Origin of the sequence: Ferrovum myxofaciens, from assembly GCF_000735045.1 — a bacterium.
In the GTDB taxonomy this organism is placed as follows: Bacteria; Pseudomonadota; Gammaproteobacteria; order Burkholderiales; family Ferrovaceae; genus Ferrovum; species Ferrovum myxofaciens.
The window spans coordinates 1-21,959 of sequence record NZ_JPOQ01000010.1 but is presented as its reverse complement, the minus strand read 5'-3'; the positions used below and the strand labels follow the sequence as shown (position 1 = coordinate 21,959).

Genomic DNA, 21,959 nt, shown 5'->3' with positions numbered 1-21,959 from the left:
ACGCCTTTCCCCGTTTATTGGAATGAAGCCTTACCGTATAATGGCGGGATTCTGAAAACAGTCAAAATTTAGATGCCTAATTTTTATATTTGAACAACGGAACCCCCATGAAAAAAATCCTCATCCTTGGCGTCAATGGCTTCATCGGTCACCACCTCAGCCAGCGCATCCTGTCCACCACCGACTGGTCGGTGTACGGAATGGATATGCAGAGCGAACGCGTCAAGGATCTGTTGGACCACCCACGCTTTCACTTCTTCGAAGGGGATATCACCATTAACAAGGAGTGGATCGAGTACCATATTAAGAAGTGTGATGTAGTACTCCCTCTGGTGGCCATTGCCACCCCCGCTACCTATGTTCAGCAACCTTTGCGGGTTTTTGAACTGGATTTCGAAGCCAACCTGCCCATCGTGCGCAGTTGTGTCAAGTATGGCAAACGAATCCTTTTCCCTTCGACCTCGGAAGTCTATGGCATGTGTCGGGATAGCGAATTCGACCCCGACCAATCCGAATTGATCCTGGGCCCCATTGAAAAACAGCGCTGGATCTATTCCTGCAGCAAACAGTTGATGGACCGGGTGATCTGGGGCTACGGCATGCAGGAAGGACTGGACTTCACTCTGTTCCGTCCCTTCAACTGGATCGGTTCAGGACTGGACAGCATCCACACGCCCAAGGAAGGCAGTTCACGGGTCATCACCCAGTTCTTTGGACATATCGTACGAGGAGAGAATATCCAGTTGGTGGATGGAGGTACCCAGAAACGGGCCTTCACCTATATCGACGATGGCGTCTCTGCGCTCATGAAAATTATCGAAAACCCTCAAGGTGTGGCGACGGGAAAAATCTACAACGTGGGCAATCCGAGCAACAACTACTCGGTCAGGGAACTGGCACAAATGATGCTGGATTTGGCGATGGAATACCCCGAATACCGCACCACCGCACAACAGGTCAAACTGGTGGAAACCACCGCCGACACCTATTACGGCAAGGGGTATCAGGATGTCCAGAATCGCGTCCCCAAGATCACCAATACCTGTGAAGAATTGAACTGGGCGCCTGAAGTCGGCATGATGGACGCACTGCGCCGCATCTATGATGCTTACCGCGGCCAAGTGGCAGAAGCACGCGGATTGGTGGACTGACGTTGATGTCGGCAACGCCTTGGGTAGGACTGGTCATGGGAAGCCAGTCAGACTGGACGGTGATGGAAGAGGCCGCCCAGATGCTGACTCGTTTCGAAGTACCCTTCGAGGCACAGGTGATTTCAGCCCATCGCACGCCCGACCGTATGTTTCGCTACGCGGAAGAAGCCCGTGACCGCGGCCTGAACTGTCTGATTGCAGGGGCGGGCGGAGCCGCCCATTTGCCAGGCATGCTGGCCTCCAAGACCACCTTGCCCGTCTTGGGCGTTCCCGTACCTACCCCCTATTTTCAAGGGCAAGACTCTCTTCTGTCCATCGTACAGATGCCCAAGGGAATTCCGGTGGCCACCTTTGCGGTAGGTGCTGCTGGTGCCGCCAATGCCGCTCTTTTTGCGGTCAGTTTGTTGGCTGCACAGCACCCGCACCTGACCGGGCGTTTGAACGCCTATCGCGCCGAGTTGGTTGCACAGGTCACCGCCATGCATCTGCCGCCCGCCCCATGAGTCGACGCAATCGGACCTTGGGTTTGCTGGGTGGGGGGCAATTGGGGAGAATGTTCACCTCGGCTGCCCGCACCATGGGATTTGATGTTTGGGTATTGGACCCCGACCCGGACGCTCCGGCAGCGCATTTTGCCACCCGTCATCTGTGCGCGGCCTTCGATGATGCCACGGCTCTGAAACTGCTGGCAGATTCCTGTCGAGCCGTCACCACCGAATTTGAAAATGTACCCGCCGAGACCCTGTCCGCTCTGGCCAGTCAGGTGATTGTCCGCCCGGGAGCACGCGCCGTATCGATAGCTCAGGATCGCATCCTGGAAAAGTCCTTCCTGCGCAACGAAGGCTTCCCCGTAGGTACTTTTGCGCTTATCCCCAACCGGGAATCCTGTGTTAACGCACTGGCCCAGATCAAATTTCCCGCCTTGATCAAAACCGCACGGTTTGGGTACGACGGGAAAGGCCAGGTTCGTGTGGAATCGGCAGAAGAAGTTCAGGAGATCCTGAGCCATAATTCCGATCTCCTGCCTTGTATTCTGGAAGAAATCGTCCCGCTTCGTTTGGAAATATCGGTCATTCTGGCCCGAACTTCCGCCGGTGAAATCAGCCACTGGCCAGTGGCTGAAAATCGTCATCATCAAGGAATTCTGGATATCACCATTGCGCCTGCCCGTATTCGCGACGAACTGGCCGCCCGAGCACGAAAAATGGCCAGTGAAATTGCGGAACGACTGGAGTATGTGGGAGTCATGGCAGTAGAATTTTTTGTGACGGGGATTGACCAAATCCTGGTCAATGAAATAGCGCCGCGCCCTCACAACAGCGGACATTACACCCTCGATGCCTGTATCACCAGTCAATTTGAGCAACAGGTCCGGGTACTCTGTGATCTCCCCCTGGGTAGCACCGAACAGTTGAGACCTGCAGCCATGATCAACCTGCTGGGAGATTTATGGCAGGAAGGAACGCCCCCCTGGACCTTGGTTTTTCAGGAACCAGAAGCCAAATTACATCTCTACGGCAAGGAAAAACCCCGCCCAGGACGAAAGATGGGACACATCACGGTGTTGGGTCCCAGTGCCAATGAAGCACTGGAGCGCGCGCTGCGCCTCAAAAATGCGTTGACCACAACGGCTTCCTGTTCAGTCGCCGTATAACATCGGTCAGTTGCATAGAAAATTTTCACCCTTTAGAAGAAAGAGAGGAGGTCAAACGGCATCCTCACCCTGTTCTCCCGTGCGGATCCGTACGGCCTGCTCCACATCGATGACGAAGATCTTGCCATCGCCAATTTTACCGGTACGGGCGGAATGGATCACTGCCTCCACTACCTTGTCCACCAGCATATCGGTCACAACCACCTCAATCTTGACCTTGGGCAAAAAATCCACAATATATTCCGCACCCCGGTACAACTCCGTGTGCCCTTTCTGGCGCCCAAAGCCCTTGACCTCTGTAACAGTCAGACCAGATACGCCCACTTCAGAAAGTGCTTCTCTGACTTCATCAAGTTTGAAGGGTTTGACGATGGCCGTAATCAATTTCATAACATACTCCGACGAATTCATTGTTCGAAGTAGTTTAGCAGTCTTTGACTAAATTTTTATAAAATATCTTCAGAAAATAGGTGATGTATGCTATGCCCCCCGATTGCACAATGGGGGGCATAGCACCAATTTTTGAAAACGATCCATGAATGACAGGAACTTAGAACATCACAGAAAAATTGACCACATAGGAGCGTTCAGGCAAAGCAAAAAGCAGTGGGTTTCCATTTTGATCTGTAAATCCGGATGTCGATGCGTAGATGTCATTTCTATTAAATAGATTATTGATTTGAAATCCAAGTTTTGCCTGCTTCGCCCAAGACCAGCCTGTGTCTATCTTATAGTTCATATTGAAGTCGGTCATGGTGTAAGAGCCAAAAGGAATGTTGGTGGCCGCCATCGCGCCACTATTGCGTGCGCCCACTTCCTTGGTGATAAGAGAGCCGTACCAATTCCCTTGGTCGTAGATTCCGCCCAGCGCCGCAGTGGTTCGCGGTGTATAGGGAAGGATGGAGCCATCGCTGGTGGAATAATTATTTATCCCCAAATTACCGTACAGGCTGAATCCCCTGGCAAACATCCAGGTTCCCTGCATCTCGCCCCCGTCATAGCGCACACCCCCGATATTGGTGAAACAGGTATTGATTCCGCATGCCACTGGACTGATCTTGTCAGTGAAATTGATGCGGTAGAGATCAGCAGAAAGATTTAGGGCCCGGGTGGTAAAAACGGTTCCAATCTGGAAATTCTGGGTGGATTGGGGTTTTAAAGTATTCGTCTGGGCATTGTTGAAGAAATTATTCATATTGGGGGCCATAAACCCTGAGGCATACTCGCCATAGAAAGACCAGTTGCTGCTCACCTTGTAATTGGTGGTCAAGGCAGGCAGCGGTTTGGCCCAACTTTGAGCCCCATTGTAAGGTTGCCCCGTTCCCTGCATGACTGGGGAATTAAATGAACGTTCAAAATAGGAGTACTTGAGGCCAGGCGTAATCGTCCATTTCTCGGTGGGTTTCCATTCATACTGCACATAGGGCTGAATGGTGGTCAAGGTGTCCATCATCAAGCGGTCGGTGTAGGCCAGATTACCCGTCGTTGCGTAAATCTGGTTACCTGAATTGTAGGCTCCGTTCAAGGTCCAGTCACTTTCGTACTGAGAGCGGTTATTGTTCTGATAATCGATCCATGTGCCGTAGTCCAATTGACCTTGGCCCAAGATTTCCGACATTCTCAATAAATCACCCACCGAACGATAATTCATGGTCATCGCCTGACCTGGAATATCATTGGGATAAGCTGTTCCGCCTACCACTGTTCCTGTGGCCGGGAGGCCTGCCCCATTCCCCGTCCCCGGATAGGTGCCAAAGCCCGGCTGCAATCCATTGTAGCCATTGTGATAATAGGCGTAGGTATAGAGTTTATTATCCACTTCAACATCGCCGAATCGGGTTTTAATTCCAATGTACTCGAAGTCCGAAGTGATGTTGTCGAAGTTGTAGCCGTAAAAGGCTTGGCTGTTGGGATTGGATGAGAGGCCATAATTTCGGCCATATTGGGCCATTTGCTGCAAGGTTGCCCCATAAGGTACATTCTGCTGAATCTTGTTTCCCATGGCCACAAAAGTCAGCAGGGTATCTTCACCCACGACTTTTTCAAACTTCATGAAAAGGTTTTTGCGATGCTGAGCGCTGTTGGTCAGATATCCATCGGTAGAAAAGTCCTTGTAACTGATAAAAGCCTTGGTATCCCCATAGTTCTGCAGGTTGCCGGTATCGAACTGGGCCCCGAGAAGGCGCGTATTCCAACTGCCAAAACTTCCGAATACACTGGTTCCGGTCTGATTTTGGGGAAGTTTTGAACTGAGGGCGATGGTCCCCCCGAAAGTCGAATAGCCAATATTGCTGGCGTCTCCCGGACCCAGGTCAACCTTGACCCCGGCCAAATCCTGCTCCATGAAATAGGAAGTGGTGTGGTGGGTAAAGTCGTTGGAATCGCCCCAGGGAATGCCGTCGAAGGTGACATTGTATTGACCATCCTGAAAACCACGGAGGGTCAGGGCCTGATTCTCCATCCCCCCCGGACCATTGGGATCCACACTGTTCACGCTGGGCAAAATGGAAATGATGTCGCTGTAGTTTGCCCCAGGAGCCGCATTCTCTTCAATATAATGCTGATTGATATTGAAGACTGGTTCCGTGGCATTGATGGACATGCTGCCTGGAGCCTCATAAGTCGCCGTGCCTTTGCCCGTCACAGACGGGATGGAGGGATCTTCTCCTCCACCCGTGGCAGACACCGTCCCAAGGTCCATGGCCTGAGAATCGGCCAAGGCGGGCAAGGTCCCCAACAAGGATAATACAGAGAGCACCGCTTGGTGAACGGCACGTTGTTTAAATTTTTGTTTTATCACAATACTTCCCCCTTTAAAAACTTTTCCCTTGGGGGGTATTGTCGTTACAAATTGTTACAATCCAGAGTAACGCTGATGAAGATTCTGTGAATGATAACCATATTCAAAAGCATTGCCTCGAAATATTCCTCCGCATTAATACCGCACAAGAAAAAGCCGCCCACAGAGGACTGGGGGCGGCGAAGACCACTTTAGGAGACTGCTACAACACTTTCGAGAAACGTTGATGATCCTGATGCAACCAGAGATATTTATCAAAACTCATGGCCATGGGACGCACAAAGAACCACCCGGCTTTACTGACCTCCAAACCCGCCAACGTACGGATCAAAAGGCCCTCATGTTCAAATTCCTGCAACCGCTCCAGCGCATCCTGGAAATAGGTTGCAAAGTCGATTCCGTAATTTTGCTCAATGGTCTCAAAAGCAATACGCCCTTGACACATCAAGGACATGATGACTTCGCGCCGCAGAAGATCATCGGATTCCAGCGTCAAGCCTCGCTCCACGGGGAATTTTCCTGCATCCAGAGCCGCATAATAGGCCTCCAGAGTCTTAACGGACTGACTGTAGGCTGCCCCCACCTGGCTGATGGCAGATACTCCGAATCCCAACAGATCCGCCCCCGCATGGGTATGATATCCCTGAAAATTCCGTTGCAACCGTCCATCCCGTTTAACCTTGGCCAATTGGTCCTCGGGTAGGGCAAAATGGTCCATCCCGATATAGTCATAACCATGGGCCATAAAGGCGTGAATTGCCTGATCCATCATCTGCACTTTGGTGGCCACTGCCGGCAAAGTCTCCGCATCGATGCGCCGTTGCGGTTTGAAACGAGCAGGTAAATGAGCGTAGGCGTAAAGAGCAATACGATCCGGCTGGATGGTCAATACCTGATCCACAGTCTTCTGAAAAGATTCCAGCGTCTGGTAGGGTAACCCATAGATAAGATCCAGGTTGATGGAATCGAATCTCAAACGCCGCACTTCCTCCACCAGTGACTGAACCTGCTCAAAGGGCTGAACACGGTGGACGGCTTTCTGGACGCGAGGATCAAAATCCTGCACCCCGAAACTCACCCGATTGAAGCCCAGAGTACGCAAATGTGCCAGTCGTTTCGGCGTAACCGTACGCGGATCGATTTCGATGGAACGTTCCATGTCCGGAAGAAGTTCAAAACGCTGAGCCAGCAGACTCATCAATTGGGTCAGTTCATCATCATCCAGAAAGGTGGGAGATCCCCCACCCAGATGCAACTGGGCCACTTGACGATGACCTGCACCGATCAAGGGTGCCACCAAATCCATTTCCTGTTCAAGATAACGAAGATATTCCGAAACCTTCCCGTGATCCTTGGTGATTACCTTGTTACAGGCACAGTAGTAGCAAACCGAGGCACAGAAAGGCAAATGGACATACAGGGAAAGCGGCGCATGACCCAACGTCCTTGCACGACTTCCCAAGGCATGAGCTAGGTGCGCACCCCACCCGTCGGGCAGAAAACGATCCGCCGTCGGATAAGAAGTGTACCGCGGCCCCGCAATATCGAAACGCTCCACCAATTCAGGGGAAACGACAATCTCGGAGGTGGGTTTCATACGGTCCATGGGTGCATTATCTCCCCAGCCAATCCCGTAAATATTGACGAAAATCAACTTTTGGTACGTTACCCCCGGGATCCCGAAAATACGAACGGCTCGGATTAACCGAGCCGTAATCCCCGCCAGACAAGGAAAGCGCCACCGCAAAACTACGCTACGGTGGCGAAGGTTCGCCGGCGGAGGGGGAAAGCCGGCTAGAGGACCATGTTAGAAACGGTAGCCAACCCCCACACCCATGATATAGGGATCGGGATGGAGTTGAAGAATCGTGCCGCCGGTAGCAGCAGAATTCAATCCCACGCTAACCCAGGTTTTCTTGATATCCGCGTTCAACAACCAGTGATTATCCAGCTTGTAATCCGCACCCAACTGGACATCCTCTCCCCAGTTGTTCTGTTGCAGGCCCAATGCTCCACCTTCTAGGGAAACGTTCATGGTTCTCATGTACATCACGCCCGCGCCCACGTAGGGTACAAAGTTCCCCATCCCATCGAAGTGGTACTGCAAGTTCAAAATGGGAGGTAATTCCTGAAAACCGCCGATGTAATTCCCATTCACTTGCACCTGATGGCTGAGCGGATAGGAAGCCACCAATTCCGCAGAAATATTGTGGGTGATAAAGTAGGAGACATCAATTTCCGGTTGGGTGCGATTGGCTACCTTGATCGAATCGGCGGGTACACCGCCTCCGGCATCATTACCCTGCATGGTCTGGACCTGAAGCATCCGAACCCGAACGAGCCAGGGACTGGGCTCACTATCATCTGCAAAGGCGCTGGATGCAGCGAAGGAACCAGCCACAGCGGTCAAAGCGACGGCCGCCACCAAAGTTTTTTTGGTCGAAAATTTCATTACTCCCCTCCTAAGTACGTTGTATGACAGGCATGATTTTTTATGCAGTTCCTAGCCCTGCGCAGTTATGGTAGCGCAGGACATAAGCGCGCATTCTGACGCAAATCAATCTTGAATGAAACAGTTGGTCACAGGATCGTTACAATTCAGAGAAAGATTGTTGCATTTACACAACAAAATACCGACCAATGAAAAGAAATGAAATCGCAGACCCGGAAGATCTGCTGACTTGCTAATTATGGGTTTCTGTTCTGCGCAGGGCCAAGGCGTTTCGGTCGAGAATTTTTACCCGCCGTCCCCGTACTTCCAGCAAGCCTTCATCATGAAAACGCGAAAGAAGACGACTGACGGTTTCCAGTTTAAGCCCCAGATAACTGCCAATGTCCTCTCGCGTCATGCGCAGGGTCATCTCCACAGAGGACTGGTGGCGATGGGCATGGCGATCCGCCAGATCGATGAGGAAATTGGCCAGACGCTCCTCCGAACGCATGCTCCCCAGCAACATCATGACATTGTGTTCGCGGACGATTTCCCGAGACAAATCCTTGTTGAACCGATGCTGGAGGTTGGCCATGATCTGTCCCAACTGTTCGAACTGGTCAAAGGAGATGGCACACACGGCACTATCTTCCAGAGCAATGGCGTCACACACATGATGATCGCTATGAATGGCCTCCAAACCCAGCAGTTCTCCCATCATCTGAAACCCGGTGATCTGCCCCCGACCATCTTCATGAAGCAATACCGTCTTGAAAAACCCGGAACTCACAGCAAAGAGTGAACGAAAAGGATCACCGACACGGTAAAGATAGTCGCCCTTGGATACAACCTGACGATGATCCATGTGCTGATCGAGCAGATGAACTTCCTCATCGCTCAATCCGGCAGGAAGACACAATTCCCGGATGGTGCAACTACCACATACCGATTTCAAGTCATGAAGATTCATAATGGGAACAATGCCTGATCCGAAAATTATTAATAAAATACCATCAGATTTTGACTTATGTCATTGTACCCTTCCCTATCTTTGAAGGGGAAAGCTTTTATGCCATCCTGTGGCAGAATCGAATCTAACATTCCACAAAAAAACTTGCATCCATGGATGCAAACCCTTATATTGTTCGTGTTCGTACTATTTATCCCCCAGGAGACAATTCATGAAAAAAGCACGACTCATTCTCGCCCTGCTTGCCCCCCTTTCCGCATCGGTGCACGCGGCCATGGATACCTATGCTACCGACCCCCATCACACCTTTGCCCGCTTCTCCTATAACCACCTCGGATTCAGCACCCAGTTGAGCCGCTTTGACAAGGTATCCGGAACGATCATGCTGGACACCGCAGCCAGGAAAGGTGCAGCCGATATCACCATCGATACCCGCTCCGTGAGTACCGGTTCGGATCATTTCAATGAGCATATTCAGGAAGCCGATTTTCTGGACACGGAAAAATTCCCTACCGCCACTTTCAAGGGCGATTCCGTCAAATTTACCGGGGATACGCCCACCGAAATCGACGGGATCCTGACTCTCAAAGGCATCAGCCATCCCGTGGCACTCAAGATCACCTCGTTCACGTGCAAACTCCATCCCATGGTACTCAAGGAAGCCTGTGGTGGCGATGCAGAAACCCATGTCAAACGTTCTGATTTCGGCATGAGCAAATATGTTCCCTACGTGGGTGATGATGTCACCATCACGGTTTCTGTGGAGGCCATCAAACAGTAACAACGGTTCTATCCCCCGAGGCTTGCCCTCGGGGGGATTTCAAACAGACCGCCGTGCGCGCATCAATGCGACTTCGTCCGCATGGCCCAGAGCATAGCCACGACCATCACAGCCACTGCACCCCAGACCACATAAATCCAGGCAGAGTGATCCTCCTCGGCAAAGGGATCAGTCAGTGTCCGTTCAGCATTTGGTGGCAATTGGGCCAGTTGAGTCAGGGAAGCCCCAAAGAGCAGGTTGATTTTTGCCCGGGCATTGATCGCCCACCCATTGGCATCGAGGATCGGACCCAAGGTACGGGAACGCAACTTGAACCATGCCAACAGAAGCGATGGCCCGGAAATCAGAAGCAAAACGCCCAGAAGGACAAACGGAATCTGCCAGAACGCCAAGGAAAATAACCCGACTGCCACCGAAGCCAGAGCAGTACCAATGGCCCCCACCGCCATGCCGATGGCCGCAAAAATTCCCGCAAACTTACCTACGTCAAAAGCCTGTTGTGCCACGCCGGAAGTACCCCCGGCAGCGTTTTTAGTGGTCAAGGTCGCAGAACTGACCAATTTGTCATCAGCAGCCTTGGCTCTACTGGAGGCAAATTTCTCAAACTGGTCGCTGATGGCACGTACCATCTTCTTGTAAGGTGACCAGAACGCTTGACGCAGACTGATGGGTTGCTCGAGGATACGCGTAATGGTGGCGTCCCAATCCTGTCCTTTGGCATCATAGAACACACCGTTTCTTCCCACCCTCAACTGATCAGAATCCCCATCAGTAAATGCAGCCGCAATGGTGGTCTTCTGCCCCGCGCGCGTGCAATCGCAATAAACCAGACAAATGTTCGACGAATTTGCCAACAGTGCATGCTTGGCCGTATCGTTCACCGTGACACACAGTTCACAGGAACGGCTATCCAGATAAAGAGTACCCGCCTGAAAAATCGCTTGACCCGTACGCGTATAAAAGGCCTTGAATGAAACGAAATTGTTCGCCAGGAGCATGAGATCTCGCACCAGTCGGACCAATTTTTCCAAATCACGAACCGTTTCATTCTCTGTATCCACAGGACCTGCCCCTTGCCAGTCTGCGAATTCTGAAAAAATATCCTTGAGTTGTATCCATTCACTCTCGGCCAGTGTGGTGCGCTCTCCCAATAGTGGAATGACCACCTGGGTCCGAAAAGAAGTCATGGCTCCCGCCCAGACTGGATTGAGCCCTTCGATTAGAGGCAAACACCCCGAACTGTCCACAAGCGCCAGAGGCCACTCCAGTAATACCTCCCGAGCAACACTGGAAGAAGAAAAAACCGCTTGATGTTGCGCCTCTGTAACCAATTCTTCACTTTGCTTTCCTTCAAAGGCCAGAATACGACAGCGCAAGAAATAATCATCCAGTTTATCCGCCACCTTTTTCAGGATCAGGTACCCATCAGGAGTTTTTTCTCCGAGCGGCAAACTTGCAGGGCAGGCGTCTTCCCATGCGGTACGAAGTCGAGCCATGAAACGCGTCTGAGCCTGTTCAACATCGGTGACAGTCAAGGCATCGAATTCGGTTTTGCCCAAGTCCGCAAGCAACCGACGGGCCTGTTCGGCCAGTGCGCAACCTTTCTCATCCTCGCGCAGATGGCTCAGTCTCAAACCCTCCTGGGGGCATGCCAGAATTTCCGGGTCAATCAATCGATCCGCCGCCCAATCGATGGCAGCCAAAAGTTCAGGGACTCGCACATGCCCATCCTGATCCGTATCGATCAAACTCAGCGTGCGTTCGTCAAATTGCAGTCCCTTGACCGGACAGGACAAAGCGACCCATAACTTTTGGTTCAATTGCTTGAGTTCGAGCAAATCCGAGGCGGTCTCGATTTTGACCTGATCAAATCCACCTGCCCGAAAAAAACGCCAAACCTTGGGGACCTCCACCATACCCGTCTCCATTAAGTTATCCTGACCGGTTCAAGGATTGAGACATCTCTCCGAAACCCCAATCAGTTCTATCCCATAGAGGGATGTTTGTCGCGCACCATCCGGGCCAGCAATGTCATTACTTCCAAACTGGCTTGTTCGGCTTTTTCCATGGACTGAATGATGTGGTCATGGATATCGAGATCTTCCATCCATTTTCCTTCCATCAGATGACCAACCTCATGAATGTTGTCATGAACTTTGGCATGAGGAGTTTCCAACTGGCGAAAGGCCTGGAGAGAACCGAAATCTTTCCGACCTGCACCGTCATACCACTGCCCCAACCGACAATGGCGATGATCCACCGCCACCGCCTGGGCTGCTGTTGAATCTTCTGTACGATTGAGCATGACGTAGGCCTGTTGTTTGTAAATGAGGTGATCCACCTTGATCAAGGAGGTAAAACTCAGATCATGAGCGTAAGTTGCATCCTTCAGCGTTTTATTGGCTGAAGCATCGAAAGATGCGAAACGTTCTGCCATCTGACCGATGACGTGTAATGATTGCACTGCGTTCGAGCGCATTTCTTCGGAATCCGCCTGCATCTGATGAGTTTCCTGCTGCAAGGTTTCCATGATCTGACCGATGGACCTCGAAGCATGTTTGGTATTCTCAGCCAACTTTCTCACTTCATCCGCCACCACAGCGAACCCCCTCCCCGCCTCTCCCGCTCGAGCCGCTTCGATCGCCGCATTGAGCGCCAACAGGTTGGTTTGATCGGCAATGGAGGTGATGAGTGCGACTGCTTGACGAATTTCCGTACTGCGTGAATTCAATTGCAGCAAAGTCTGGTTGGCAGAATCCACTCGACGGGCTATATCATCCAAACGTTGGACGACTTCCGCCACCAGTGACTTTCCGACAGTTGCATCGGCGCACGTTTGGGTAGCCTGATCCGTGACCGCGCCCATGCGCTCCGTGATCAGATGCATATCCTCCTGAGTAGAAGCCAGGTTGGGAAGCAAATTACGCGTATTGAGGTCATGGGCCCGTGAAATGAGTCCATGATAAATTGACTTGCGTTTTTGGTCTGCCATGGCAGCCAGCAAAACATTCTGGTTTTCCAATCCCCTTCGAAATCCTCCATGCAACCCTGTGGAAAGAGTCGTACGATAGTATTTACCTTCGATGTTGGCCCGAAAGGTGGTTTCCTGCTCACGAAAGAAAGCACCCAACTGGTCGAGCATATCATTGATATTCCAGCATAGTTCTCCCAGTTCACCCGTATCGTCCACACCCAGAACCCGATTATTGAAGCGTCCCTGAGCGACCTCACGCACTACGACATTGAGTTTGTCGAGCGGACTCATCCATCGGGTCAATATACGCAACGAAAGCCAAGGCAATAACAACGCGGGGAGCAGGAGCACCAACAACCAGGGAGAAACCACCCCAAAGCCCGCCGTCAATACCACCATCAGGCTCACCCAGGCAGCCTGTATCGAGTAAATCAAGGTCATCCTGCCGATCAAGGAGTGGGTCATGGTCCGATATATCCCCAAATAAACAGACAATTAAAGTACTATAGAGGATCAGATCGAGAGAACAAACTCGTCATAACCCACGCCCTTATCCGCCAATATCTTCAACAGCACCTGAGTAGAGGCTTCAATGGCATCCCGCGCCCCCGCCTTTTGTTCAATTTCCAGCAGCGCCTGGTACAGGCCCGCCATCACCTTGACCCCCTCCGCCCTGGGTTTGCGCCGCACGGAAAAATATCCCTCAATTTGACCGGACGGATCAAAGAGCGGAGTAACGTTGGCAAAAACCCAGTAAAAACTTCCGTCCTTGGCCAAATTTTTAACATAGGCATGGCATTCATTCCCCCCGGCAATGACATCCCAGAGCAGTTTGAACACGCATCGGGGCATATCGGGATGACGAATAATATTATGTTGCACTCCTGCCAACTCCTGCCAGGAATAGCCAGAAAACTCGATAAAAATGCGATTCCCGTAGGTAATACGCCCCTTGACGTCGGTCATCGAAACGATAAAGTCATTATCACGCATGACTTTTTCTACCTGTGTCGGAGATAATTTGTTTTTCATGAATCAACCTCTGGTCGGCATGAAAGTTTTGGGATCGTAACGTATTGTCCGTGTGGATTCTAGCATGGTCTTTTTGGAATCCGTGCCGGATCAGGACAGATTTTTCTCATTTTCTGCTATCCTGAGCACTCACCAAAAACTCTATTCGATTGTGTTTTCCATCTTTACCGGATCAGTGTCTCATGCGCTTCAAAAATATTCTTGGTTTCAAGGGTCGCATCCTAAGAATTTACGGTTCCATGATCGACCTCATCGTTGTGTTCCTGATCATGGTGATGCTGATCACCTTGGGGGTTGCGTTGTTCAGCGTTCTGGTGGACCTCTATGATGCACTACGCAACTTGCGACACGAAATCGCCATCCAAACCCTGGTGGAGTCCATTCTGTCTGTTTTCGTCTTGATCGAACTCTTTCGCAGTTTCACTGATTATTTAGAGTTTCATCGCTTGCGTTTGCGCGTCATCTCTGAAGTCGCCATCGTCTTCGTACTGCGCGATGTGTTCATTGGACTCTACAGCCATAGCCTGGAATGGCGTGACATTCTGGCGCTAAGTCTATTGATTGCTGTTCTGGTCGGTACCCGGGTCGCTTCCCTCTTTTTCCCACCTCCTCAGGAGTAAGTATGGCGTCGTTGTTTCGTTGGTTGGGACGTTCCCTGTACTGGATTTGGCGTGGATTGATGGGCCTGGGTCAATTGGGAGTCAGTCTCGTATTTGTGTTTCTTCTGGCCGGCGGCCTGACGACCTATCTGAGCAATCGCATCCCGGCTCCCAAGCCAAAAACCACTCTGGTCATTGATTTGAACGCCCACCTGGTGGAGCAAGCGGCTCCCCGTACCGATAATCTTCTGAGTGCAAGTCTGTTGCATCAAAACGATTCTGGAGATATCGAGTTGCGTAATGTTCTGGAAGCTCTGGATGCAGCAGCCCAGGATCCTGCCATCGATCGCATATTGCTCAAGACCGATGGTCTGCAAGTTTCAGGAATCGCTATCCTGCACGAAGTCGCCCATGCGTTAGACCGTTTCAAAAAAACAGGGAAGCCCGTCATTGCATGGGCTGACCATTACGATCAACGCCAATATTTTCTGGCAGCCCACGCCGACCGTCTCTACCTTGACCCTTTGGGACAAGTACTCTTTCAAGGTTTTGGACGTTACCGCAATTATTACCGTGATGCCCTTGATCGTTTGGGTATCAAGGTCAACTTGATTCGGGTAGGCACATACAAGAGTTTCGGTGAACCTTATGTTGCCAATGGACCTTCTCCAGCCGCCTTGGAGGCGGATCAAACCCTTTACCACGCACTTTGGGCAGATTTTGATCAATCCATAGAAAACGCGCGTCACCAACCCGCTGGCATGATCGACCAATCTATCGATCATCTTCCCCAGGATCTCGCCACGCTACAAGGCAATGCCGCCAAACTGGCCCTTTCCCAGCATTGGGTCGATGCTCTGGTCACCCCCGACGAACTGACCAAATTACTGGAAAAAAATGGCCATGAGGATGACAAGGCCAAGGACTTTCGCCAAATTTCTCTGGATGACTATGTCTCCCGCCTCCCTGATCCCAAAAGTGGGGATGGCATCGCCGTGATCGTCGCCGAAGGAGAAATACAGGACGGAGAAGCACCGGCCGGAACGATTGGGGGAATCACCACCGCAGATCTGGTTCGGGCAGCACGGGAAGACGATCAGGTCAAGGCTGTGGTGCTGCGCATTGATTCGCCCGGTGGCAGCGCCCATGCCTCGGAACTGATTCGGCGCGAACTGGCTCTCACCCAGGCAGCGGGGAAGCCGGTGGTGGTATCCATGGGTAATCTGGCGGCTTCCGGCGGCTACTGGCTTTCTTTGTCTGCAGATGAAGTTATTGCCGACCCGGATACGGTAACTGGCTCCATCGGCGTATTTGCCCTGATCCCCACCGCCGATGGTCTCATGAACAAGGCCGGCATTCATACAGGGGGAGTCACCACGACCTGGCTGAGCGACGCCGACAATCTGTTGCGCCCTCTGGATCCACGCTTCACCCAGATCCTGCAAAGCAGCGTGAGTCACCTCTATCAGGACTTCATCCAGCGCACGGCCACTGCCCGCCGGCTTTCTCCTCAAGCCGTCGACACTGTCGCCCAGGGTCGGGTATGGACCGGGACCCAAGCCCTGAACTACCATCTGATCGATCATCTCGGCCTGTTTCAGGACGCCCTGAAGAGCGCCCGTTTGCGGGCACATCTCACGGAAAGTGCCCCTGTTCACTATTACGATCCCAACCCCAGTCCCTGGCAACGGTGGCTCAACCTGATTGGACAAAGTTTGTTACCCAATCCTCTGGTGGCTTGGTTATCCCAGGGAACACTCGCGCTGAATCCTGCCCTGACCATCGCATCGTCCTCCCAAATGCGAACCGACTTGAGTGTCCTGGTCAGCCCACTGCTGAAAGGAACCGCCCCCTTCGTTCCCCTCACCCACTGTTTCTGCCAGATCCCCTGAGCCATGTATATTCACTGGGATAAATCGTACGAAATTGGCAACCCTCTGATCGATACGGAGCATCGTCTCTTGATCATGCTCTTCCGCAAACTGGACGTGGCGATCAAATCGGCAGAACCCGAAGCCACCATCATGCGCATCCTGTTAGAGGTCAAGAAATTTGCGGACTTTGCCCGTTTTTCCGAGCATCGCCCCATAGGAGAGTTCACGTACCCCGAGTATATTTGAGCCGCCCCGAGGTTTTCTCCCTCTCTTCTTCCCATGCTGCTCATCCAGAAAAACAGAACAGACCAGACCACACAGAACACGAGTAATAATGGAATTAACCGTTGAATATGGCACACCCATCCTGAGCGAAGTGCGGGGCATGCCCGCCGCGACTTACCGATCATTTCATGTCCTGGTCCAGCGTTCGGATTCACCGCTGTTTCTTCCCATCCGTGCCTTGCAGGTATTGGCCATTCTTGAACACCATGAAATCACCTTTCTCCATCAGGATAACAAACAACAGGCCCTTCTACGCTGGGCTCACTTCCGCCCACAGGACCGTCTGGACCTTCAATCCCCCGTTTATTTCGAAGGACACTACTACCTCCCAGAGGGCGTAGAATTGAAGATACGGATCCCGGCAGAATTTGAGCGAGCCTTGGCCCAACTCGAAGAAAAAAGCACCATCCGTTCTCTCACACCCTATGTTTCACCGTTCCCTCTGAAAAAATAGCGTTTGCTGCGCCATCTCCCATAAAAACTGCTATACTTGAAAGATTGATAACCCTGCTGATTGAATCCGAGGTCTGAATGCCGAACATCCGCGTCAAAGAAAACGAACCTTTTGATGTTGCCATGCGCCGCTTCAAGCGCGCCGTTGAGAAAACGGGGCTGTTGACCGAGTTGCGTGCCCGCGAATTCTATGAAAAGCCCACCGCCGAACGCAAGCGTAAATTGGCCGCTGCCGTCAAGCGCCGTTACAAGCGTCTACGTAGCCAAATGTTACCGCCCAAGTTGTATTGATTATAGGACTTTCAATCATTTGACTTCCCCTTCTCGCCGGCACGGGGGTTGGGGTGACAGGGAAGCGAATGATCCCCAACGATTTCATTCAAACCCTGTTGGATCGCACTGATATCGTCGATCTGATCGGGCAATCGGTTCCGCTCAAGAAAGCGGGCGTCAATTACGTTGCCCGTTGCCCTTTTCATCAGGAAAAAACCCCTTCTTTTTCGGTCAACCCCCAACGTCAGTTTTTTCACTGCTTTGGTTGTGGTGCCAGTGGCAATGCCTTGGGCTTTGTGATGCAACATACGGGCGCCGGTTTCGTGGAAGCGGTCCAGCATCTGGCAGATCAAGCCGGACTGACGGTTCCCTCAAGCACAGAACCGGTCCGTCAGGCTCCCTCCAGAAGCGGCCTCGACCTGCTCCAACAAGTTACCCTCCATTACCAGGAAAAACTAACTCAAGTTCCTCATGCTCGGGAATATCTCCAGAGACGGGAGGTAACACCGGAGACTGCACAACATTTTAGTTTGGGCTATGCCCCCGACGCATGGCATGGACTGGAAGAAAAGTTCCCTCAGGTCACCGTCGATACCTGGCTGGCCTTGGGAATGATGGTCCGCAACGAGAATGGCAAGTGTTACGACCGTTTTCGCGACCGCCTCATGTTCCCCATCCATGACCATAAAGGACAGGTCATTGGCTTTGGTGGACGAGTCCTCGATGCCGGGGAACCCAAGTACCTGAATTCACCTGAAACCGAACTATTTGAAAAAGGCAAGGAATTATACGGCTGGCCCCAGGCCCGTCAGGCACTGCGTCAGAACAACCAGATTCTCGTGGTTGAGGGATACATGGATGTCGTCAGCCTTTCCCAGGCAGGGATTGGCAATGTCGTCGCCACCTTGGGGACAGCCACCACAGCCGATCAGGCAAAACGTTTGTTGCGCAGCACGGACCAGATCCTCTTTGCCTTTGACGGCGACAAAGCTGGACGCAAAGCCGCCGAACGAGCCCTGCACCTGATCTTGCCTCTTTTTGAGGAAGGAAAGGAAATCGGCTTCCTGTTTTTCCCGGAAGGAGATGACCCGGATAGTTTCGTGCGCCAGAATGGCCCCGCTGTACTGCGTGCCAAAATTGCCACGGCCCTCCCACTCTCCAATTTCGTCATGGAACTGCTGACCCAAGGACTGATACGCAGCCAACCCGAACATCAGGGCCAATTTCTGCGCCAAGCACGGGAACTTCTGGCTACGCTGACTTCCCCCTGGCTCACCTTCTCACTGAAACGAATGATGGCCGCGTGGTTGGAAATCACCCTAGACCAATTGAATTCATTTCTCGGAACCTCCGCTGCCCCCAGGGTTCAATCACCTCAACCACGGTCTCGCCTCCCTCTCCGGCCGCGCCAGGCCCCCAGTTCCATTGCCCATCAGTTAATAGCATGCCTACTGGTTGAACCCTCCTTTGCACAGCAGGTCGGCATTCCTGACCCGGATACCCAGACTTCTCCACTTCCGGACGCACTGGCTCTGCACCATTTGGCCAGTTATCTGCGTCATCAGGACTCCATTCCCAATCTGTCACATATTCTCGAACATTTCCGTGCCCAGGATGAAGAAAAATTGATAGAAGCTGTTCTAAAAAGGGAATTTTTGACCCTACAGGAGACTCCAACGGAGGAACTGGTCGTAGTCTATCAAGATGGTCTGAAGCGCTGGCAGAGTATGGGGCGTCAACAGGAGGCCAAAAGCCTGCTCCAGTTGGCGCAGAGCCGCCCTCTGAATCAACAGGAAAAGGAACGATTGCAGTGGTTGACGCTCAATCGTCTGGCGCAGTGACTGGAAGGATTCTCGATAATAGGCTATAATCCTCTGTTATTTTAACGATTCTGCCTGACAGGAGTACGCCCGCCTATGGCTGCAGATAAACCCGAGACGCGACAATCCGACGTCGACGCGCAACGCACCCGACTTAAAAATCTCATCGTACTGGGAAAGGATCGGGGGTTTCTCACCTACGCTGAAATCAACGATCATCTCCCCGATGAAATGCTCGACTCGGATCAAATCGAGTCCGTCATCGGCATGATCAACGATATGGGTATTGCGGTGTATGACGAGGCACCGGATAGCGAACAGTTGCTCATGTCGGAAGCGCCTCCGCCCATGGCCGATGAGGACGTGGTGGAAGAAGCCGAGGCTGCGCTGTCCACGGTGGATTCGGATTTTGGTCGGACCACGGATCCTGTGCGGATGTACATGCGTGAAATGGGCTCAGTGGAATTGCTGACCCGTGAAGGGGAAATCGAGATTGCCAAGCGCATCGAAGATGGCCTCAAGCACATGATTCAGGCGATTTCTTCCTGTCCTTCCACCATTGATGAAATTCTGGTCCTGGTGGATTCCGTGGTTGAGGGAACTTTACGAATCGACGAAGTCATCGACGGGTTGATCGACAGCGATGGTGCCCTTCTTTCGGACGAGGAGTTGACTGAAGAGGTGGAAATCGACCTCACTCACGATGAGGACGAAGAGGGAGATGAGGATGCCAACGCGTCCAATGCCAGTCTCGAACATCTGAAAACCGAAGCTTTGGTTCGCTTTTCCCGAGTTCGCGAACTCAATCAGCAATTACAACAGACTCTTGCCAACGCAGGACATGCCAGCGAAGAATATAAATCATTGCAGCAATCCGTCTCGACGGAACTCATGGCCATCCGTTTCACGGCCAAACAAGTGGAATTTTTGTGTAGTAGCCTGCGCCGATTAGTGGACAGGGTCCGGGCCCATGAACGCAATATCATGCATCTCTGCGTCAGTTCGGCGGGGATGCCACGGAACTACTTCATCAAATCCTTTCCGGGCAATGAGGTCAATCTGCACTGGCTGGCTGATGAAATCAGTGCCAAGCGGAGTCACAGCGCAGCCCTGGAACGTTTCAAGTACGCGATTGTTGAAGAACAGGAACGAATTCTTGCGCTGCAAAGAGAAGTGGGCATCCCCATTCGCGACCTCAAGGAGATCGCGCGCCAGATGTCCACTGGAGAGGCCCGTGCGCGCCGTGCCAAGCGTGAAATGATCGAAGCCAATCTGCGTCTGGTCATTTCCATTGCCAAAAAATACACCAATCGCGGCTTGCAATTCCTTGACCTAATTCAGGAAGGAAATATCGGTCTGATGAAGGCCGTGGACAAGTTTGAATACCGGCGTGGCTACAAGTTCTCCACTTATGCCACCTGGTGGATCCGTCAGGCCATTACCCGGTCCATTGCTGATCAGGCCCGCACCATCCGAATTCCGGTGCACATGATTGAAACCATTAACAAGATGAACCGCATCTCCCGCCAGATTTTGCAAGAAACCGGATTGGAACCGGATGCATCTGAACTGGCACGAAAAATGGAGATGCCTGAGGACAAGATTCGCAAGATCCTCAAAATTTCCAAGGAACCCATTTCCATGGAAACGCCCATTGGGGATGATGACGACTCCCATCTAGGCGACTTCATCGAAGACAATGCTACCGTTGCGCCGGCTGACTCTGCCCTGTATGCCAGTTTGCGCGATGCCACTAAAGACGTGCTGGACTCCTTGACGCAACGGGAGGCCAAAGTGTTAAGAATGCGCTTTGGCATCGAAATGAGTACAGACCATACGCTGGAAGAGGTGGGCAAACAATTTGATGTAACACGGGAACGCATTCGTCAAATCGAAGCCAAAGCCCTGCGCAAATTACGCCATCCTTCCCGTTCGGAACGACTGCGTAGTTTCATAGAAAATTCAGAAAATTGAGTTAACCGGGCCTCTAGCTCATGCTTGGTTAGAGCAGCGGACTCATAATCCGTTGGTGCTCGGTTCGACTCCGAGGAGGCCCACCAATAAATCAAGTTAAATCAGCAGGTTCACGATAGTTTAATTTGAATCCAACCGATTTTACCACCCATTTGACGCCCTTGCCACCCGAAAAAGGTGGTTTTCCATCCGGCAAAACTGAACGAAAAGGGATTTTAATCCTCGGAAGAAAAGAGCGCAACCAACTCACTCCAGAGCATACCGAACTCATCGAAAATTTCATACTCAAGCCCATAGATGGGTATACAGTCGCCATTAAAGGTGAACCAGAATACATATCGAAGTGAAATGTGGCGCGGTTGTTGGGATATGATCTCAAGCGCGAGAGGCGTCAAGATTGATCGGTATTCCCTCCCCCTGATCCCAAGTAAGGAAAACCACGCGACTCAAGGGGGCCACCGCATCTCCAATCCAAAAATAATTGCGGCGGGTCTTGGAAGCGTCATCTTTTGGATTTCGCTGACAAGATCACCCGCCTTCATATTGTTCTTTCGTATGATACTGACCTCCAGTTCCCCCGGCATGTTCAGCAAGTAGATGCAACCAAGGGTGAGAAAAAACAGAGGGAAGCGAGGTTTCCCTGATCTTTCAGAAAATTCTGTACGGATTTTGTGTGATGGGGGCAGCGCAAGTAAAGACGATAGGAACGGCTTAAATAATACGTGGGTCGGGTGATTCGTTCATTATTAGGAATATCTGGCAACGGGATTCCCCTGATTGGGTAGCGTTATTGCATCACATGGTTGTGTTCAGGGTATGCATCAGATAAAACAGCGCGCCCAGAGCAAAGAGATACAAGAAAGAAAACCGGCTCAGGATGCTGGTTTT

19 protein-coding genes, 1 tRNA gene and 1 pseudogene are annotated in these 21,959 nt (G+C 51.8%); 13 read left to right on the top strand and 8 right to left on the bottom strand.

Annotated features, from left to right (window positions below; genetic code table 11):
- Positions 1-107 precede the first annotated feature (107 nt).
- Genes IV91_RS0102445 through IV91_RS0102435 form a run of 3 tightly spaced genes read left to right on the top strand, consistent with a single transcriptional unit; the run spans position 108 to position 2,805 of the window.
- Complete coding sequence (locus IV91_RS0102445; protein ID WP_051861894.1) at positions 108-1,151, top strand: bifunctional UDP-4-keto-pentose/UDP-xylose synthase; 1,044 nt, start codon at positions 108-110, stop codon at positions 1,149-1,151.
- A 5-nt stretch (positions 1,152-1,156) separates the two neighbouring features.
- The gene (gene purE / locus IV91_RS0102440; protein ID WP_031595737.1) at positions 1,157-1,654 is read left to right on the top strand and encodes a 5-(carboxyamino)imidazole ribonucleotide mutase; all 498 of its coding nucleotides are present in this window, start codon (positions 1,157-1,159) and stop codon (positions 1,652-1,654) included.
- Positions 1,651-2,805, top strand: coding sequence for a 5-(carboxyamino)imidazole ribonucleotide synthase (locus IV91_RS0102435; protein ID WP_031595734.1), 1,155 nt, complete (start codon positions 1,651-1,653; stop codon positions 2,803-2,805). The genes purE and IV91_RS0102435 overlap by 4 nt, the downstream gene beginning before the upstream one ends.
- A gap of 51 nt (positions 2,806-2,856) precedes the next feature.
- On the opposite strand, the gene IV91_RS0102430 is transcribed toward IV91_RS0102435, so the two are convergent.
- From IV91_RS0102430 to IV91_RS0102410, 5 genes are all read right to left on the bottom strand, one after another.
- Entirely contained in the window at positions 2,857-3,195 is a 339-nt protein-coding gene (locus tag IV91_RS0102430; protein WP_031595733.1) for a P-II family nitrogen regulator, read from the bottom strand.
- Between the two features lie 160 nt (positions 3,196-3,355).
- On the bottom strand, positions 3,356-5,605 hold the full coding sequence (locus IV91_RS0102425) for a TonB-dependent receptor (RefSeq protein ID WP_031595732.1): 2,250 nt from the start codon (positions 5,603-5,605) through the stop codon (positions 3,356-3,358).
- Positions 5,606-5,807: 202 nt separating this feature from the next.
- Complete coding sequence (gene hemN, locus IV91_RS0102420) at positions 5,808-7,211, bottom strand: oxygen-independent coproporphyrinogen III oxidase (protein ID WP_031595731.1); 1,404 nt, start codon at positions 7,209-7,211, stop codon at positions 5,808-5,810.
- Positions 7,212-7,412: 201 nt separating this feature from the next.
- The gene (locus IV91_RS0102415; RefSeq protein WP_031595730.1) at positions 7,413-8,057 is read right to left on the bottom strand and encodes an OmpW/AlkL family protein; all 645 of its coding nucleotides are present in this window, start codon (positions 8,055-8,057) and stop codon (positions 7,413-7,415) included.
- Between the two features lie 232 nt (positions 8,058-8,289).
- Positions 8,290-9,006, bottom strand: a complete 717-nt coding sequence (locus IV91_RS0102410) for a helix-turn-helix domain-containing protein (protein ID WP_031595729.1) — start codon at positions 9,004-9,006, stop codon at positions 8,290-8,292.
- Positions 9,007-9,217: 211 nt separating this feature from the next.
- Here IV91_RS0102410 and IV91_RS0102405 point away from each other — a divergent pair, with 211 nt between their 5' ends.
- On the top strand, positions 9,218-9,787 hold the full coding sequence (locus IV91_RS0102405) for a YceI family protein (RefSeq protein WP_031595727.1): 570 nt from the start codon (positions 9,218-9,220) through the stop codon (positions 9,785-9,787).
- A 62-nt stretch (positions 9,788-9,849) separates the two neighbouring features.
- On the opposite strand, the gene IV91_RS0102400 is transcribed toward IV91_RS0102405, so the two are convergent.
- The 3 genes and pseudogenes from IV91_RS0102400 to IV91_RS0102390 form a co-directional block, all read right to left on the bottom strand.
- The gene (locus tag IV91_RS0102400) at positions 9,850-11,703 is read right to left on the bottom strand and encodes a hypothetical protein (protein WP_084189865.1); all 1,854 of its coding nucleotides are present in this window, start codon (positions 11,701-11,703) and stop codon (positions 9,850-9,852) included.
- Positions 11,704-11,771: 68 nt separating this feature from the next.
- Positions 11,772-13,049: pseudogene (locus IV91_RS19575) on the bottom strand (methyl-accepting chemotaxis protein); the annotation flags it as partial.
- Between the two features lie 225 nt (positions 13,050-13,274).
- Positions 13,275-13,793, bottom strand: coding sequence for a PAS domain-containing protein (locus IV91_RS0102390; RefSeq protein WP_031595722.1), 519 nt, complete (start codon positions 13,791-13,793; stop codon positions 13,275-13,277).
- Positions 13,794-13,975: 182 nt separating this feature from the next.
- Between IV91_RS0102390 and IV91_RS0102385 the strand changes: the two genes are divergently transcribed.
- The 9 genes from IV91_RS0102385 (at position 13,976) to IV91_RS17800 (ending at position 21,418) form a co-directional block, all read left to right on the top strand.
- The gene (locus tag IV91_RS0102385) at positions 13,976-14,413 is read left to right on the top strand and encodes a phosphate-starvation-inducible PsiE family protein (RefSeq protein ID WP_031595720.1); all 438 of its coding nucleotides are present in this window, start codon (positions 13,976-13,978) and stop codon (positions 14,411-14,413) included.
- A gap of 2 nt (positions 14,414-14,415) precedes the next feature.
- The gene (sppA, locus tag IV91_RS0102380; protein WP_031595718.1) at positions 14,416-16,284 is read left to right on the top strand and encodes a signal peptide peptidase SppA; all 1,869 of its coding nucleotides are present in this window, start codon (positions 14,416-14,418) and stop codon (positions 16,282-16,284) included.
- A gap of 3 nt (positions 16,285-16,287) precedes the next feature.
- The gene (locus IV91_RS0102375) at positions 16,288-16,512 is read left to right on the top strand and encodes a hemerythrin domain-containing protein (RefSeq protein WP_051861891.1); all 225 of its coding nucleotides are present in this window, start codon (positions 16,288-16,290) and stop codon (positions 16,510-16,512) included.
- An 88-nt stretch (positions 16,513-16,600) separates the two neighbouring features.
- Positions 16,601-17,005, top strand: a complete 405-nt coding sequence (locus IV91_RS15585) for a hypothetical protein (protein ID WP_051861889.1) — start codon at positions 16,601-16,603, stop codon at positions 17,003-17,005.
- A gap of 77 nt (positions 17,006-17,082) precedes the next feature.
- Positions 17,083-17,295, top strand: coding sequence for a 30S ribosomal protein S21 (gene rpsU, locus IV91_RS0102365; RefSeq protein WP_031595712.1), 213 nt, complete (start codon positions 17,083-17,085; stop codon positions 17,293-17,295).
- 68 nt (positions 17,296-17,363) lie between these two features.
- Positions 17,364-19,118: a DNA primase gene (gene dnaG, locus IV91_RS0102360; protein WP_031595711.1), complete on the top strand. Its 1,755-nt coding sequence runs from the start codon at positions 17,364-17,366 to the stop codon at positions 19,116-19,118.
- A gap of 75 nt (positions 19,119-19,193) precedes the next feature.
- On the top strand, positions 19,194-21,071 hold the full coding sequence (rpoD, locus tag IV91_RS0102355) for an RNA polymerase sigma factor RpoD (protein WP_031595710.1): 1,878 nt from the start codon (positions 19,194-19,196) through the stop codon (positions 21,069-21,071).
- Between the two features lie 7 nt (positions 21,072-21,078).
- Positions 21,079-21,157, top strand: a tRNA-Ile gene (locus tag IV91_RS0102350).
- 39 nt (positions 21,158-21,196) lie between these two features.
- Positions 21,197-21,418, top strand: coding sequence for a hypothetical protein (locus tag IV91_RS17800; RefSeq protein ID WP_150112353.1), 222 nt, complete (start codon positions 21,197-21,199; stop codon positions 21,416-21,418).
- Positions 21,419-21,959: the final 541 nt, after the last annotated feature.

Coding starts and splice junctions, on each gene's coding strand:
- IV91_RS0102415 (WP_031595730.1), bottom strand. CDS start 8,057: ATGAAATTTTCGACCAAAAAAACTTTGGTGGCGGCCGTCGCTTTGACC.
- rpsU (WP_031595712.1), top strand. CDS start 17,083: ATGCCGAACATCCGCGTCAAAGAAAACGAACCTTTTGATGTTGCCATG.
- sppA (WP_031595718.1), top strand. CDS start 14,416: ATGGCGTCGTTGTTTCGTTGGTTGGGACGTTCCCTGTACTGGATTTGG.
- IV91_RS0102400 (WP_084189865.1), bottom strand. CDS start 11,703: ATGGTGGAGGTCCCCAAGGTTTGGCGTTTTTTTCGGGCAGGTGGATTT.
- IV91_RS0102375 (WP_051861891.1), top strand. CDS start 16,288: ATGTATATTCACTGGGATAAATCGTACGAAATTGGCAACCCTCTGATC.
- IV91_RS0102445 (WP_051861894.1), top strand. CDS start 108: ATGAAAAAAATCCTCATCCTTGGCGTCAATGGCTTCATCGGTCACCAC.
- rpoD (WP_031595710.1), top strand. CDS start 19,194: ATGGCTGCAGATAAACCCGAGACGCGACAATCCGACGTCGACGCGCAA.
- hemN (WP_031595731.1), bottom strand. CDS start 7,211: ATGGACCGTATGAAACCCACCTCCGAGATTGTCGTTTCCCCTGAATTG.
- IV91_RS0102390 (WP_031595722.1), bottom strand. CDS start 13,793: ATGAAAAACAAATTATCTCCGACACAGGTAGAAAAAGTCATGCGTGAT.
- IV91_RS0102410 (WP_031595729.1), bottom strand. CDS start 9,006: ATGAATCTTCATGACTTGAAATCGGTATGTGGTAGTTGCACCATCCGG.
- purE (WP_031595737.1), top strand. CDS start 1,157: ATGTCGGCAACGCCTTGGGTAGGACTGGTCATGGGAAGCCAGTCAGAC.
- dnaG (WP_031595711.1), top strand. CDS start 17,364: ATGATCCCCAACGATTTCATTCAAACCCTGTTGGATCGCACTGATATC.
- IV91_RS0102435 (WP_031595734.1), top strand. CDS start 1,651: ATGAGTCGACGCAATCGGACCTTGGGTTTGCTGGGTGGGGGGCAATTG.
- IV91_RS0102405 (WP_031595727.1), top strand. CDS start 9,218: ATGAAAAAAGCACGACTCATTCTCGCCCTGCTTGCCCCCCTTTCCGCA.
- IV91_RS0102430 (WP_031595733.1), bottom strand. CDS start 3,195: ATGAAATTGATTACGGCCATCGTCAAACCCTTCAAACTTGATGAAGTC.
- IV91_RS15585 (WP_051861889.1), top strand. CDS start 16,601: ATGGAATTAACCGTTGAATATGGCACACCCATCCTGAGCGAAGTGCGG.
- IV91_RS0102385 (WP_031595720.1), top strand. CDS start 13,976: ATGCGCTTCAAAAATATTCTTGGTTTCAAGGGTCGCATCCTAAGAATT.